The sequence below is a fragment of the Frankia torreyi genome (assembly GCF_000948395.1).
GTDB classification, from domain to species: domain Bacteria; phylum Actinomycetota; class Actinomycetes; order Frankiales; family Frankiaceae; genus Frankia; species Frankia torreyi.
Genome location: NZ_JYFN01000005.1, coordinates 1 through 13,716, shown reverse-complemented (window position 1 = coordinate 13,716; position 13,716 = coordinate 1). Strand labels below are relative to the sequence as shown.

The 13,716-nt window shown below is 71.6% G+C and carries 12 protein-coding genes and 1 pseudogene; 3 read left to right on the top strand and 10 right to left on the bottom strand.

Features of this window, described 5'->3' with window-relative positions:
• The first annotated feature begins 27 nt into the window (after positions 1 to 27).
• Positions 28 to 762, top strand: coding sequence for an IclR family transcriptional regulator (locus FF36_RS04525; protein WP_044883713.1), 735 nt, complete (start codon positions 28 to 30; stop codon positions 760 to 762).
• Between the two features lie 258 nt (positions 763 to 1,020).
• Here the strand turns inward: FF36_RS04525 and FF36_RS04520 are convergent, their stop codons facing one another.
• Entirely contained in the window at positions 1,021 to 1,260 is a 240-nt protein-coding gene (locus tag FF36_RS04520) for a hypothetical protein (RefSeq protein ID WP_044883712.1), read from the bottom strand.
• 325 nt (positions 1,261 to 1,585) lie between these two features.
• Positions 1,586 to 2,470, bottom strand: a complete 885-nt coding sequence (locus FF36_RS04515; protein WP_044883821.1) for an NAD(P)H-binding protein — start codon at positions 2,468 to 2,470, stop codon at positions 1,586 to 1,588.
• A gap of 195 nt (positions 2,471 to 2,665) precedes the next feature.
• Between FF36_RS04515 and FF36_RS04510 the strand changes: the two genes are divergently transcribed.
• The gene (locus FF36_RS04510) at positions 2,666 to 3,646 is read left to right on the top strand and encodes a LysR family transcriptional regulator (RefSeq protein ID WP_044883711.1); all 981 of its coding nucleotides are present in this window, start codon (positions 2,666 to 2,668) and stop codon (positions 3,644 to 3,646) included.
• Between the two features lie 14 nt (positions 3,647 to 3,660).
• Here the strand turns inward: FF36_RS04510 and FF36_RS04505 are convergent, their stop codons facing one another.
• The 4 genes from FF36_RS04505 to FF36_RS35340 form a co-directional block, all read right to left on the bottom strand.
• Positions 3,661 to 6,168, bottom strand: coding sequence for a helicase-associated domain-containing protein (locus tag FF36_RS04505; RefSeq protein WP_242422286.1), 2,508 nt, complete (start codon positions 6,166 to 6,168; stop codon positions 3,661 to 3,663).
• 181 nt (positions 6,169 to 6,349) lie between these two features.
• Entirely contained in the window at positions 6,350 to 7,243 is an 894-nt protein-coding gene (locus tag FF36_RS04500) for a hypothetical protein (protein WP_044883709.1), read from the bottom strand.
• 246 nt (positions 7,244 to 7,489) lie between these two features.
• Entirely contained in the window at positions 7,490 to 9,175 is a 1,686-nt protein-coding gene (locus tag FF36_RS04490; RefSeq protein WP_044883707.1) for a CocE/NonD family hydrolase, read from the bottom strand.
• A 1,002-nt stretch (positions 9,176 to 10,177) separates the two neighbouring features.
• The gene (locus FF36_RS35340; protein WP_157866921.1) at positions 10,178 to 10,339 is read right to left on the bottom strand and encodes a hypothetical protein; all 162 of its coding nucleotides are present in this window, start codon (positions 10,337 to 10,339) and stop codon (positions 10,178 to 10,180) included.
• Between the two features lie 151 nt (positions 10,340 to 10,490).
• Between FF36_RS35340 and FF36_RS04485 the strand changes: the two are divergent.
• Positions 10,491 to 11,056: pseudogene (locus tag FF36_RS04485) on the top strand (ATP-binding protein); the annotation flags it as partial.
• Between the two features lie 163 nt (positions 11,057 to 11,219).
• Here the strand turns inward: FF36_RS04485 and FF36_RS04480 are convergent.
• From FF36_RS04480 to FF36_RS04465, 4 genes are all read right to left on the bottom strand, one after another.
• Positions 11,220 to 11,570, bottom strand: a complete 351-nt coding sequence (locus tag FF36_RS04480; protein WP_052680951.1) for a hypothetical protein — start codon at positions 11,568 to 11,570, stop codon at positions 11,220 to 11,222.
• Positions 11,567 to 12,388 (bottom strand): EndoU domain-containing protein, encoded by an 822-nt coding sequence (locus FF36_RS31390; protein ID WP_157871701.1) that lies wholly within the window; start codon positions 12,386 to 12,388, stop codon positions 11,567 to 11,569. Before FF36_RS31390 ends, FF36_RS04480 begins: the two co-directional genes overlap by 4 nt.
• Before the next feature lie 303 nt (positions 12,389 to 12,691).
• The gene (locus tag FF36_RS04470; protein ID WP_044883705.1) at positions 12,692 to 13,264 is read right to left on the bottom strand and encodes an NADPH-dependent FMN reductase; all 573 of its coding nucleotides are present in this window, start codon (positions 13,262 to 13,264) and stop codon (positions 12,692 to 12,694) included.
• Positions 13,240 to 13,716, bottom strand: a 477-nt coding sequence (locus FF36_RS04465) for a WD40 repeat domain-containing protein (RefSeq protein ID WP_044883704.1), incomplete at its 5' end; no start/stop codon positions are given. The genes FF36_RS04465 and FF36_RS04470, both read right to left, overlap by 25 nt.

Sequence of the window (13,716 nt, the reverse complement as noted above, 5' to 3'; positions counted from 1 at the left end):
ATGGTGCGGCGTCCGGAAGGCGGTGGCATGTCGGCGGTGGGAAGGGCACTGTCCGTCCTGGACGTGTTCGACGGGGCGGCCTGCCTGCGGCTGACGACGATCGCGGCGCGGACCGGTCTTCCGGTGCCGACGGCGCTGCGGCTCGTGCGGGAACTCGTGGCGTGGGGAGGACTGGAACGCCAGGCGGACGGGTCGTACCGGCTGGGGACCCGGCTGTGGGTGCTGGGCGGCCAGGTCCCGTGCCAGCGTCGGCTGGCCGAAGCCGGGCGCCCCTACCTGCGTGGACTGCGGACGGCGACGGGCCGGCCCGTCGCGCTCACCTGCCTCGACGGCGACCGGCTGCTCGTCGTCGACGAACTGGGCGAGGCGGTGGCTGCGGGCTCGCACCTGCCGCTGCACGCGACGGCGGCGGGCAAGCTCCTGCTGGCCCACGGCCCGGACGCCCTGCGCCGGCAGGTCCTCGGCAACCTGGTGCGGATCACCCCCTACACCGTCACCGCACCAGGGCTGCTCCTGCGCCAGTTCGCCGATATCCGCGGCGGCTCACCGGCGACCACCAGGGAGGAACGGCGCCTCGGGGAGTGCGAGGTGGCCGCCCCGGTGGGTCCGATGGGCGAGGCCGGTCCCGCCGCGGCGCTCTTCCTGACCGCGCCGTCCACCCCGGCCGCGCGCCGCGCCGCCCCCCTGCTCGCCGCGACAGCCGCCGCCCTCACCGCCCACCTCACCCCACCCGACTCGATCGCCGAGGCGCGCCTCACCTGATCCCACCGATCGCCCCGACCACTGGAGAGGTCATCGATGCGCGGATAATTGATCCGCCACCTGTCGGCGGTTCTGCGGAACCGCCGGGGCAGCGCGGCGGGAGGCTTCTACCGCTTGGCCGGGTTGGCCGCGATCTAGCCTACCGTCGCCTGCGAGCCGGGGGAAGGCTGGCGCGACGGTGGCGTCCTCGGTCGGCGTGGCGTTCCCGGTCGGCGTGGCGTTCCGGGTCGGCGTGGCATTCTCGGTTCCACAAGGTCGTCAGGCGGGATCGACCAGCGGGGTGTCCTGGTCCGGGCGCCCGCGGCGACGTCGAGTCCGGTTCCATTCCTCGACCGTCGAGCGCCGCCAGCGTGGCCTGCGACGATTCGCCGGGCGATCGGAGTCGGGGTCGTCGGCGGCCGGGGCGTCTCCGCTCGCGACATTGGCCCGCCAGGATGACGGAGTGATCCTGAGGTGGTTGGCCACCTCGAGGACGGTCATCAGGGGGTCGGAATCCATCGGCCCATCATCTTGGCCGAGATGCAGCGGCGCGCCATGGCGCAGATCACTCATCCTGACCCGATGCGCGTGACGCAGCGCACCGTGCTCGGAAAGCGAAACCTGCGGATGAAGTGTCCCGGGAGGTGAGGGGCGTACGACGGCCTCGATTCATCGGATCGTCGGGAGGTCGACGGCGGTCGGACCGTGATCGAGGACAAGCTGGTCGAGCACGCATGGGCCGTCCGATTGTGCCACTCGCCGGCCACGTTGTTGGCCGTGGCGAAGTCGAGGGTGTCGTTGCGGAGGCAGCATCAGGGCGTGCTCGGGCGAGACCAGAGCTCACTCAGGCGAGGACGGCTGGCTTGAGAACTTCCTCGCACCATTGGCGGAAGGTGGTGGGGGTGGTGAATTCGGGGGTTCGGGGCTCGGCGTTGTCGAGGCCGTTGTCCTTGGCTGTCAACATGTCGAGCATGGCCTGCGCTATCGCGTCGGACATTCCGTGTTCGATCAGCGTCGCCCTGAAGGCGTCGCCGGGGATCTGCTGGTAGCGGATCGGGCGTTCGAGCACCTCGGACATGATTGCCGCCAGGTCGTTCTGGGAGAGGTCCTCGGGGCCGAGCACCGGGACGTCGTCCTGCCCCGTCCAGGAGTCGTCGAGCAGCAGACGGGCGGCGACGGCGGCGATATCGCGGGTGGCGCAGGTCGGGTGCTTGCGGTCGCCGGACAGCGTCGAGAAGAATGTTCCCTGGTTCCTGATCGCCTCGACCTGGTTGAGCATGTTGTCCATGAAGCCGGGCATCGCCAGCGACCGGTAGTGCACGCCGGTGCTCGCAATCAGGTCGTCCATCGCCAGGGCCGCCGTCACCAGTCCGGCGTTGCGGCCCAGGGCCACCCCACGGCCGAGGGCCGAGACGCCGACCACCCGGCTGACCCCGTGCTTCTCGATGGCCTCACATGCCGGCCGGGTGAAGTCGAGATAGGCAGCCTCGACGCTCACGGCCTGGGGGTTCGGGGGAGCCAGCCAGAACACCGCGTCGGCGCCCGCGAACGCCTGGGTGACGACGTCGGCGTCGCTGTGCGAACCCGGCACGACCTCGACGCGCTCGCGGGTGTGTGCGGGCAGGCGGGAGGGGTCGCGTGCGATGACGCGGAGGGGCTGGCCGCTGGTCAGGAGGGTGCCGAGGAGTTGCCGGCCGATCTGACCGGTGGGAGTGGTGACGATGATCAAGAGGGGCTCCAAGGGGCTGCGCCCGGACAACGGTGAGGTGCGCGCCGTTGTGCCTGCGGGACGGGTAGATGGCCTGCTCGGCGACGGCGTGCGCGGGATGTGTGGGCCCGCGCGTCGGCGTCGGCATGACCCAGTCAAGCCGGCGCGGCGCCGGAGCTGAAGGACCGATCCGCACCGGATTGATACCGTGCGGATATGAGTGAGCTGGAGGTTCGGCAGCTTCGGTACTTCGTGGCCGTCGCGGAGGAGCTGCATTTCGGGCGTGCGGCCGAGCGGCTGGGCATGGCGCAGCCACCGCTGTCCCGGGCGATCCGCGACCTGGAGCGTCACCTGGGCGTGCGGTTGCTCGAGCGGACGACGCGTCAGGTAGCGCTCACCCCGGCGGGGGAGGTCTTCCTGCACGACGCCCGGACCGCACTCGACGCGGTCACCGCGGCCGCCCGGCGGGCCCGGCACGCCGGGCAGCCGACGCCGAGCCTGCGCGTCGCGCTCAAGGCCGATTTCGACGCCGGGCTGCTCCCGCGGATCCTCGCCGCCTTCCAGCGCGAGGACGCGGCCCTCCCGGTGGAGCTGCTGCTCGGCGGCCGTGGCGACCAGGTGCCCGCCCTGCACGACGGCCGGGCGGACATCGCGCTGCTGCCCACCCCGTTCGACAACCACGATCTCGACGTCGAGCCGCTGCTGACCGAGCCCCGCCTGCTCGCGCTGGCGGCCGACGATCCGCTGGCCGCCCGCTCCTCCCTGTGCCTGGCCGACCTGGCCGGCCGATCGCTGCCCGACGGCACACCCGCCGACCGCGACGGCCGTCCGCCCACGACCGCGCGGACCCAGAACGGCCGCGAGCAGTCACCCTCCCCGCCCCGGGGACGGGTCGTTGAGGCCCAGCCGACTCCCCTGGACCTGGCGAAGATCTTCAACCTGATCGAGCTGGGCAGCATCATCATGTTCCTGCCCGTCTCGGTCGCCTCCCGGCACCGCCGGCTCGGCATCGCCTACCGGAACGTCGGCGATCTTCCCCCGACCACACTCGTCCTGGCCTGGCCGCAGGACTCCCGCTCGCCGGCCGTCGCCGCCTTCGTTCGTGCGGCCACCGCCGTCGCGAAGGCCGCCCAGGCGGACGCCCAGACGGATCAGGACCAGACGGATCAGGAGGCGCCGCAGCGAGCGATGATGTGATCCTTTGCCGTGGGTCAGCCGGCGGGGGAGATGGACTGGATGTTGGCGATGGCGAATTCGCGGTCGTCGTTGCGGAGGTGGCACCAGGCGTCGAGCCAGCGGCCGAACATGGCGTTGATGGTGATGCGGCGGACGGTGCGCTTGCCGTTCTTGTCGCGGTAGGCGATCACCACGTCGCCGCGGGACTCGACGGCCTCGGCGAGCAGGGCGAGTTCGCCGTCGTTGAGGCGGTCGTTGAGGCCGGCGAGCTCGCGGACCAGGGGGCTCGGCGGGGGCACGCCCTCGTCGGCGTCGGTGAGCAGGCGCGTGACGAGCTCCTCCGGCGTCACCCTCCGGGGTGCGCCGCCGGCGCCTCGGGTCCGGCCGCTACCGGCGGGAGGCGGCGAGGCGGATTTCTGGTGGCGCGTCAGCGGCCCGGACGATGCGCGGCCGGACGACGGGACGATGACGGTGCCGGTGGCGTCCTCGGCGACGGGGTAGAAGCCGGCGCGGCGCAGTTCGGCCAGGACGGTGTCCAGGTCCTCGGGGCTGGACAGGACGGTCGGGGCGAGCCGGGCCAGGTGCAGCTTGGCGAGGACGCGGGTGTGCAGCAGCTCGGTGGTCGTCGGCTCGTCGCCGAGGATGGCGCTGCGCAGGCCGCGGACCCGGACGTGGCCGTGGCGGCGGGCGACGTCGGCGACGAGGTATTCCAGGGCCTGGGGCGGCGTGTGGTCGGCCATGGCGCGCAGCGCGTCGAGCAGCTCGTCGGCGGTCCATCCGGCGTCCAACGCCGCGCGGACGGACGCGGGGGTGAACCGCCAGGTCCCGGCGGCGCCGCGGGATTCGGGTTCGGCGGCGGCGCGCAGCACCTGGGCCATCGTCGCGGTCGGTGGGCCGGAGACGACGGCGGTGAGGTCGGACTGGAGGATCAGGCTGGGTCTGGACTCGGGCAGCAACTCGGCGCAGCGGTCGCCGAGGGCGGTCGCGGCCGTGGTGATCGCCGCGGTGAGGGCGCGGTACGACGGGAAGGCGGCGGCGGGGCCGGCGAGGTCGGCCAGGTCGGCGGCGCTGGTCCGCAGCGCCTCGCCCAGCTCGGACAGGACGTCGACCGCCACGACGCCGAGCAGCTCGGCCTCGCGGATCGTCGCTGCCATCACGGCCGCCCGCAGGGGGTCGGGGTAGCCGTCCAGCGGGAAGAACCAGTCGATGTTCTCGGCGGTCAGCCGCACCGACCGACCGCCGTCGGCGGCGCGCAGCAAGGTCCCGCGCAGCAGGCCGGCTTCGGATTCGATCGGCAGCGGCGGGGCGATGTCCCGCTCGTCGTCGAGCTCCCGGCCCGACGGGGCATGCTCCTGGACGTACCAGGCCAGCGCGAGCGGGGCCCACTGCCGGCTCGGCGTGGCCTCCCGCCAGGCGGTGAACCCCGGTCCCGGCACGTAGCCGGCGTCGTCGTGGATCAGCAGGCCCGCGGTCGCCGTCAGGTCGATCCACACCGGCAGGTCCGCCGGCGGCAGCGACAACCGCTTGGCCAGCCGTAGCCGTTCCCGTCCGCCGATCCCGCCGCGCTTGAGCGCCGCGATCGGCACGGTCGCCGCCTCGTCGAGCAGCGCCGCGACGGTGCGGACGGCGTCCTGCGCCGCCGCCTGCGCACTCGATCGCACCCCGGCCGGATCCACCGCCGGTCGGGGGACGTCCGGCGGGCCGGTCAGCGTGCCGCGGTGCTCGGTGATCCAGACGGCGACGGCAACCTCGCGGGGCAGCTCCGCCAGACCCCGGACCGGCAGCATCAGGCCGGCGTGGATCAGGGCCCGCACGGCGGCCGGCCCGGCGCGCTGCTCCCGCTCGGCCAGCATGAGGACGAAGGGGAGGTCGTTGTTGACCGCCGATCCCAGGTCCGTCAGCAGCTCCCGCGCCGGCGCCGGGAGCGCGGCGACGAGGACCGCCACCCGCACGGAATCGGCCAGCAGTCGGGCGAACAGCGCGACGAGTTCGGGCTTGCGCAGCCCGGTCGGGTCCTCGCCGAGCGCGCGCACCGCCGTCCGCACGTCCTCGACCAGCGCGGCGCTCGCGAGCTGCGTCGCGGTGTCAATCTCGGCGAACGGCTCCGACCAGTGGCTGTGCAGCGGCGCCGGGAGGCGGATGGCCGGCTCGCCGAGGATGCTCTCGCCGCCTTCGCCGCCTTCGCCGCCTTCGCCGCCTTCGCCGCCGGTCGCCGCCGGGACGGGCCAGGCCAGACCGCGGGCGAACAGACCGTCCACCACCGCGTGCATGGCGTCGCGGGGCACGCCCAGCAACGTCGCGAGGCGGTCGGCGGTCACCGGGCCCGGCAGCAGGGCGACCGCCACGCCCACCTGCAGACTGTCCCGGTCGAGCTCGGTGAGCGCCCGGCTCAGCGAGCGGGCGTCGGTCAGCCGCTGGGCGAGCTGCTCGAAACCGCGGGGCAGCGGCTCGACCAGCACGTCGGGGCGGGCGCGCAGCACGGCACCCAGCTTCACCGGATCGAGACCGGCGAGATGCGTGGCGAAGGAAGGCGTGGAGGACATCGAAACCATTGTCACCGCTGTGCCGGACGCGCCCTCCGCCAGTCCGTGAGCGTTCACACAGGGACAACAGTAACCGGGGAGTGGGTAGGACGAGCCCGGGCGACGTGGTCGCCACATCGCCGAGGTCGTGATGCAGGCGCACCGCCGGACGACGCCTCGCCGTCACCGCTCGGGATGCCTACTACCGAAGGTGATCATTGGATGGCGGGGCCACGGAGGGTGGCTCGGGGTCCGGCCAGGTGAGATTGGCCAGCTCGGCGATCTCGGCGGAGGGGATGCCGTGCCGGCCGGCCAGCTCGCCGATCGGCACCCCGCCCTGATACTGCCGCACGATCGTCTCGACGTCCGCCCCCGGGCCGCCGCGGGCGAAGAACGGCCGGCCGCCGGAGATCCCGCTGTCGACGATCACGTCCGCCGTCGAGTACCCGGGTAGTCGGATCCGGCGGGTGTAGCCGTCCTCGCCATAGTCCACGTGGGCGGCCACTCGGGCGACGAGGAGCGCGAACTCCGACTCGTCGGCTGGTAGAGCGGCCGGTGGCACCGGCAGGTCTCGCGCGGATGGTGATGGCGGCGCGGTTGGCGGGATTGATGGGATTGATGGGATTGGCGGGATTGATGGGGTCGACGGGGCGGGCGCGGTCACGGCCTGGACGATCTCCGGGGCGGCGTCCTCGTGCTGGGCGTAGGCGCGCAGCACGGCGAGCGCATCGGTGACGAACGCCCTGGTGGCCAGGGGGTGCGCGCCGCCCAGGCTCTTCCGAACGATGGACAGTGCCCCGTGGGCGTGGATCTGCGGCAGCGATGTCCCCTGCCGGACGGCCGCGTACACCACGGCCTCGGCGAGGCCGATGAACGGGATGCGCGGCTCCGGCGGGGAGGGGCGGCGAAGTGAGGTGACGATCGGTGGCGGATTGTTGCTCATCGTGCCGATCTGCTTGCCGATCCGTGCCCGGCCGACCGTCCACATCGCGGCGCGATGCAGGTCGTCCGGGTCGAGGCCGACGTGGCGGGCCGTCTGGGCGCGCGTGTAGACCGCATGGGTGAACCGGGCGTCGAGGACAACGTCGGAGCTCATGGGCGGACGTCTCCGAACCGGTGGGTGGTGGCAGTGGCGGCAGTGGTGGCGGCGGGCGCAGCCGCCGAGCCTAGCCGCCGGTGGGCCCGCGCCCCACCGATCCGTACCGCGATGCCGGGCCGGCCGCCGAACGCCGTTCGGTCGCCGTCGTCGTCGCGGACGGATCGGGCCCGTGCGGCGTCCACCGCACGGGCCCGGCCATCGCCCCGGCCCTGACTCAGGCGAATGTTCCGCGGAACAGGAGGGTTATTCCGCGTCGGGCAGGTCGGCGAGGGGGAGCTCCAGGTAGGAGGCGGCCCCGTCCGGGGAGGCGAACTCGACCTGGCCGCCGTCGACGGTGGCGTCGGCGAACAGGCGGTCCTTGGTGTCGATCACGAGGGCGAGCTGGTGGCCGGCGGCGATGCGGTAGTCCGCGGGCTGGAGCTGGACGTCGATCGCACGCGCCTCGCCCTCCCGCTCGTTGAGCAGCGTGTACGGCGCACTGGTGATGATCTTGCCCTTGGCGCGGCCCGGGTCCACGTCGAACAGGTGGGTCACGATCGTCGCCGTCGCCGCGGACGGGCGGATCGTCAGGTGCAGCCGGACGTTGCCGGTGAGCTGGCTCTGCGCGACCAGCGGCTCGGTCACCCAGACGGCCGCGTCCCGCCGCGAGATCGACGCCGTGTCGTAGATCGCGGGGGCACCGAGCCGCTCCAGGACGCCGGTCTGGACGAGCGCCTCGGCGACGTGCGCGGGGGTGTCCACGCCCGCCTGGATGGTCGTCGTCCACCCGGTGGCCGGACGCGACGCCAGGACGCCGTCGGTGGAGCCGCCCCGCGGCTGGTCGAGATAGAACCGTCGGGTCGGCTGGACGTACGACTGCCAGTCGTTGGACTTACGCAGGTCGAACAGGTTGTGCATGTACTCGGTGTGGACGTTGCCGTCCTGCCCGATGCCGTTGTCCTTGCCCCGAAGGTGATGGTCCAGCCAGCGGAAGGTCGTCGCGGTCGGCCGGCTCCAGCCGCCGAGGAAACCCAGGATCTCGTCGCCGCCGTGGTCGCCGATCTGCACCAGCAGCCGGCGCGGGCCGGTGAGCTGGTTGAAGAACTCGACGACGGCCGGCACCGAGAAGATCGTCTCGTGCCAGTAGGTGCCGAGGAAGACCGGCACCCGGCGGCTGTTGAGCCGCTCGACGTAGCTGATCGGCGAGCGGATGGCCCCGAAGTCCAGCAGGTTCTTGATGTTCTTGTTGGAGCGGAAGTCCGCGAAGATCTGCCGCGTCTCGTCGGACAGGCGGTCCTCGCCGAACAGCGCCGCGAGGGCCTCGAAGGCGGCGATGTGCCGGGTCTCGTTCTCGTACAGCGAGCGGGTGAGATCCGCCCAGGCGCTCTGCGCGGCGACGGCCTTCACCCGGTCGTCGTGCGCGGCGATGATCAGGCTCTGGCCGGCGCCGTAGGACGATCCGGCGAACGCGATCTGGTCCGGGTTCACCCGGTCGGCGTGGTTCTCCAGGATCCAGTCGATGACGGCGGAGCCGTCCGCCCGGTCCCGCGGCCCGGCGACGTCGATCTTCCCGGTGGAGTCGGCGAGACCCCGCTCGCTGTACGCGACGGCCAGATAGCCGCGGATCGCGAAGTTCACGAGCAGCCCAGGGTAGGAACGCCACCCGGTGGGAGCCAGCGGGGCCGGCAGGACGACCACCGGATGCGGCCCGGCACCGAGCGGGACGAACACGCCCGCGTCGAGCTGGACGTCCGGATCCGCGCCGGGAATCCGGACGGACGCGAACGTTCCCGCGCCCTGAAGTTGCTGGAACTTGCCGGCGGTCGCGGGCGGAAGCTCCCGGAAGTCACCGCGGTCCAGGTTCTCCAACGCCCGGATCTGGGCGTCGAGCAGGGTTCGGTCCTGGGGGGCGAAATCGAAGACCGTCGTTCGCTGGGGGCTGGTGGCCACTCGTGGAGTCTCCTTGCCGAAAGTCGGAGCAGAACAGGGCAGATCGCCCGGCGGCGTCAGGCCGTATGGTGAGGTGACGGGATTTCACCGTTGTCCGGCTGGCGGTGGTCCGTGAACCACCGCCCGGTTCGTCGCCAACCCGCCGACCCGCCGACCCGCCGACCCGCGGCGATGACGATTCCCGGTCACAGGCCCGAAGCGTAGGGCCGGCCGCGACCGTCGCCGCTGAGGCGGACACTTGATGCGTGGCGTTCGGCGACGCCGCGTTGGTCCGTCTTCGGTGGGGCCGCCGCCGGATTGGCCGTCGATGGTGGCCGCTGTTGCTTTGGATGCCCCGAATCCTGCTGCGGCCGGGACGGACAGCGGAGACCCACAACGGCCAGCCGTCGTCAGCGACAATGACACCACCTGGATGTTGCCGCCGTGGTTGTGGGCCTTCGCCGCCAGTAGTGCATTGCGCCTTCCCCCACTCCCTCAGCCATCACGGTCCGCGACTGTTATGGAGGGTGGCGAACCGTTGCAGGGAATGGCTCACTGGCAGGAGTACTACCGGGCGGGTCTGCGCGGGCGATGGACTTCGTGCCGACGAGCCAGTCCCAGAACTGTCTCGACCGGGCGCAGCGAGCCCTTCGGGTGGAGCCCGCGGCTGGATGATGCCGGACCCCGCTCGGGAACATCGTCCCGCGAGTGTGATTGATGTCGCCGTCGCGGCGGTGAACTAAAACGGGCTGTGGAGATAGTCGATGATTTCTCCTGATCAGGAGTGCCGGCAGTTATTGGACGGGACCGCCGACCGATCTTCACGGTCCAGTCGATCAGTGTACGGCCTCTTGACATGGGCACTTTCTGGTAGCACCCGGTGGGGCCCGGCTGCGCTAGTGTTCGGATCGCCATCGGGACCGCGCTTACGGCAGAATTCCGACCCCTTCCGGAATTCTTCGCCGTTTGTTCGCCAGAGATTTCTGGACGGTCTGCGGAGCGGGCTGCCGACGCCTTCGGTGATCAAATGTGCCGTCCCTCGACGGAAAGGTAATGATGGGTACAGTAGCCCTGCGCAAGATCCAGGTGGCCGTGGCGGCCGTCGGGGTACTCGTTTTCGCTTTCGGCATCGGCGGCGTCGCCTCCGGGGGACTGCCCGCCCTCACCGGTCAGCCGCAGATACACCACGGAGTCGTGCATCTCGCCAACGGGCCTGCCAGTATTGGAAACCAGCCTGCCGGTGGTACGAGCCGGCCTGCCGGTAGTACAAGCCGGCCTGGTCGGTAGGCGCGGGCGCGGCTCGCTGAGCTGATCACTGGAGTAGTGGGGTCTGCCGGTGGGCGCCCCACTGCTCCACCGCGATGCTGATACCGTTTCCCGGGTGCTGATCTGGCTCAACGGCCCCAATGGCATCGGTAAGACGCAGGTGGCCTACGAACTGCACCGCGGGTTGCCCGGATCCTTCGTCTGCGACCCGGAGCATCTCGGTTTCGCATTGCGCCGGATGCTGCCCGCGCAGTCGCGCGGCGACTTTCGCGAGATGCCATTGTGGCGGGACGGTGTCGCCCAGACGCTCCGCACTGTGCTCGATGGTTGCGGCGGCCCGGTCGTCGTACCGATGACCCTGCTCGATCCCGCGTTGCTCGCCGCGTTCGTCGACCCGTTGCGCGCCGCCGGGCACGAGGTGCGGCACGTGACGCTGCTCGCCGACAGGGCCGTCCTGCTGCGGCGCATCCGCTCCCGCGGGGAGACCGCCCGCAGCTTCGCCGCCACCCAGGCCGACCGTTCCCTGCACCTGCTGCGGGCCCCGGAATTCGCCCGCCACCTGCCCACCGACGGCCTGCCGATCGGCGCCGTCGCCGCGAACATCGCCGCCGGCGCCGGCCTGGCGTTCACCCCCGANCCCGCCGGCCCGGTCCGCCGCCGGGCCCGCCGGCTCGGCGTGCAGCTCCGCCACCTCCGCTTCGACGAGCTCGTCGGCCTACCCCGCTGACGGTTCGGCTCTTGCTGGTGGTGCGGCGGAACCGCTCGGCGGCCTACTCCGGTGACGGTTCCGCGGAACCGCTCACCCGTTGGCGTCGGGCCGGCGCCGGGAGTCGAGGAACGCCGCATAGTCGTCGAGCAGCTCCTCGAACTCCGCGATCGTGAAATACACCGACTCCCACTGCTCGTACAACGACTCCAACAACACCCGATCCCCCTCGATCTCCTGCACGGTGCCGTTCCCCAGCGCAGCGTTCAATTCGCCTGTGCGTACTTTCTGCCATCGTTGCACATATCTTGTGATATCAGCCGGGTGTGGGCCGACATCGCTCTCCAAGAAGTCGAGAACGGCGGCCTCGGTATTCCGGTCGATCGAGGGCGCGGACACCTCCAGATTCTGTTCTTCGTCGCGCTGGAACGTCCATCTGCTCATCGAGGATCCCCTGGTTCGGCCTTCTGGATCGGGAATGCGGTCCTGAGTTCTCCGCCTGGGCTGACATAGAGCTGTATCAGCACACCATCGTAGCTGTCGCGCAGCGCCTTCTTGGGAAGTTCCTCATTATTTCTGAGTCTAGGCTCGATGGTGTCGTCGTAGATCCTCTCGTAGGTTGTCTGCACGGCATCGCGCACTTTCTGCTCCGACCACTGGTTCGGGAACATGGTGTGCTCCGGAACATCCTTCCTCCTCCACTCGCCAGTGGTCGGATGGCGAAACTCGACGTCGGCATGGTAGGTGCCGTCCGGTTTCCTGTCCTCCATCGAGGTGATGCGGCGGTCAGGCGGGGGATGGCCGTCGGGGGCGCTGTGGAAGCCGACGGGGCGGCCGCGTCTGTTCCATTCACCGTGCAGGATGTGCTGGAACACCTTCTCGCTGATCTCGGGCCGGACGGGGGTGTCCGCGGGGCGGGTGGGCGGTCCGTCCGGCAATCGAGACGGCGGGTCTCGCGGCGATGGGGCCTGCGGAGTCTCGGAAGGCGGGCGTTCTTCGGTGTCCGGGACAGCCTCGGGCCGGGAGAGGCGGTTTGCGGCGCGGCTGTCGAGCAGGGCCGCCTTGCGCTCGGGATCGGTGGCGGCGCGGGGAGTGCCGGGGGATGGCCTGCCGGATTCGTCGGAGGTGGAACGGTCCACGCCGGCGGCGCGGGCTTCGAGTAACGCCGCCTTCCGCTCGGCCGAGGTGACGGGGGGCGTGGGTCGGTCGTGGGTGGGGACCTCGGCGGCGCGGCGGTCGAGGAGCGCGGCCTTGCGTTCCACTCCCTCGCGCGGGGTGGCGGTGGGCCGGTCGGATGGGGGCGAGGGAGCGTCGATGGCGGGTTGACGTGTGTCGGGTCGGGGCGCCCGGGCATCCCCGCCGGGCTCGTCGGCCGGGCGCGGGTTGTCGAACTCGGCCACGGGTCAGGCCTGCCGTCCGTGTTCGGCCTGGTCTGGCAGCCGGCGGCGCGAGGGACTGATCGCTTCCTCCTGGCCGTCGCTCTGGCGAATGCACCCACGGCGGACGATATCGCACGCAGCGCGACCGTGGGGTGACGATCCGGCGAAGCTAGGTCGGTCGAACGGTCAGGCTTGTGCTGCGGCCGGGGGCGCGGAGTTCCGCACCGAGAGATGGTCGGTGATCGCCTGCAGTGCGGCGACCAGCGCGGCCCGGACGTTCTCGTCGGACACCGTTCCATCAGCGGCGATGGCGTCGCGGGCCACCGGAATCGCCACGCACGCCGCCTCGATCATCTCGGCGGTGACGTAGCCCAGCACGGTGGTGAGTTCCGCCAGCGCGCCCAGTCCGCGGCCCGGGGCGGCGACGTTGATCCAGGCGGCGGGCTTGCCGTAGAGGTCGCCGGTGCCGACCGTCCAGTCGAGCAGGTTCTTCAGGCTGCCGGGCAGGGCGCCCGCGTACTCCGGCGTGCAGAACAGGACCGCGTCGGCTGCGGCGAGCTGCGCCCGCAGCGCGGCGACCGCGGGCGGCGGCGCGGAGTCGTCCGCGTCCGGGGTGAACGCCGGCAACTCGGCCAGCCCGTCGTAGAGGACGGCCGCCGTCCCGGTGGGCGCCAGCGCGACGGCGGTCCGCAGCGCGGCTGTGTTCGTCGATGCCCCGCGGGTGCTGCCCGAGATCAGGAGTAGTCGCTTTTCCGCCATGAGCTTATCCTCGCCATCGTCGCCGGCCGCCGGGGGCCATCGGGCTCGACGGTCGACTGATTCAGCGGCGGGAGCGGGCCCCAACTTTCGGCCGGCACCCGGACCAGCTTGCCACCGCTCGGCACCAGGCAGCCCAGCCATCGCCAGGCCTCGTCCGAGGCGCCGAGCAGCTCGTCTCTGCCCGCCGACCAGACCGCCAGCTCGCCACCTGGAAGCTGTTCGAGCCACCAGCCCGCGGGCTGCCCGGTGGTGGCGTCCCAGATTCGCGCGGTGCTGTCGGTGCTGGTGGTGAGGACGTGAGTGTTGTCCGGGCTCCAGGCGCCGCCGGTCAGCAGGCGGGTGTGGCCGGTGAGGGTGAACTGGTGGCGTCCGGTGGTGGCGTCCCAGATTCGCGCGGTGCTGTCGGTGCTGGTGGTGAGGATGCGGGTGGCGTCGGGACTCCACGCGCCGCC

What these genes read in the sequence shown, in the direction of transcription:
- FF36_RS04480 (WP_052680951.1), bottom strand. Translation starts at nt 11,570, where the DNA reads ATGAGCAGATGGACGTTCCAGCGCGACGAAGAACAGAATCTGGAGGTG.
- FF36_RS04525 (WP_044883713.1), top strand. Translation starts at nt 28, where the DNA reads ATGTCGGCGGTGGGAAGGGCACTGTCCGTCCTGGACGTGTTCGACGGG.
- FF36_RS04500 (WP_044883709.1), bottom strand. Translation starts at nt 7,243, where the DNA reads ATGAGCTCCGACGTTGTCCTCGACGCCCGGTTCACCCATGCGGTCTAC.
- FF36_RS04520 (WP_044883712.1), bottom strand. Translation starts at nt 1,260, where the DNA reads ATGGATTCCGACCCCCTGATGACCGTCCTCGAGGTGGCCAACCACCTC.
- FF36_RS04510 (WP_044883711.1), top strand. Translation starts at nt 2,666, where the DNA reads ATGAGTGAGCTGGAGGTTCGGCAGCTTCGGTACTTCGTGGCCGTCGCG.
- FF36_RS04470 (WP_044883705.1), bottom strand. Translation starts at nt 13,264, where the DNA reads ATGGCGGAAAAGCGACTACTCCTGATCTCGGGCAGCACCCGCGGGGCA.
- FF36_RS04505 (WP_242422286.1), bottom strand. Translation starts at nt 6,168, where the DNA reads ATGTCCTCCACGCCTTCCTTCGCCACGCATCTCGCCGGTCTCGATCCG.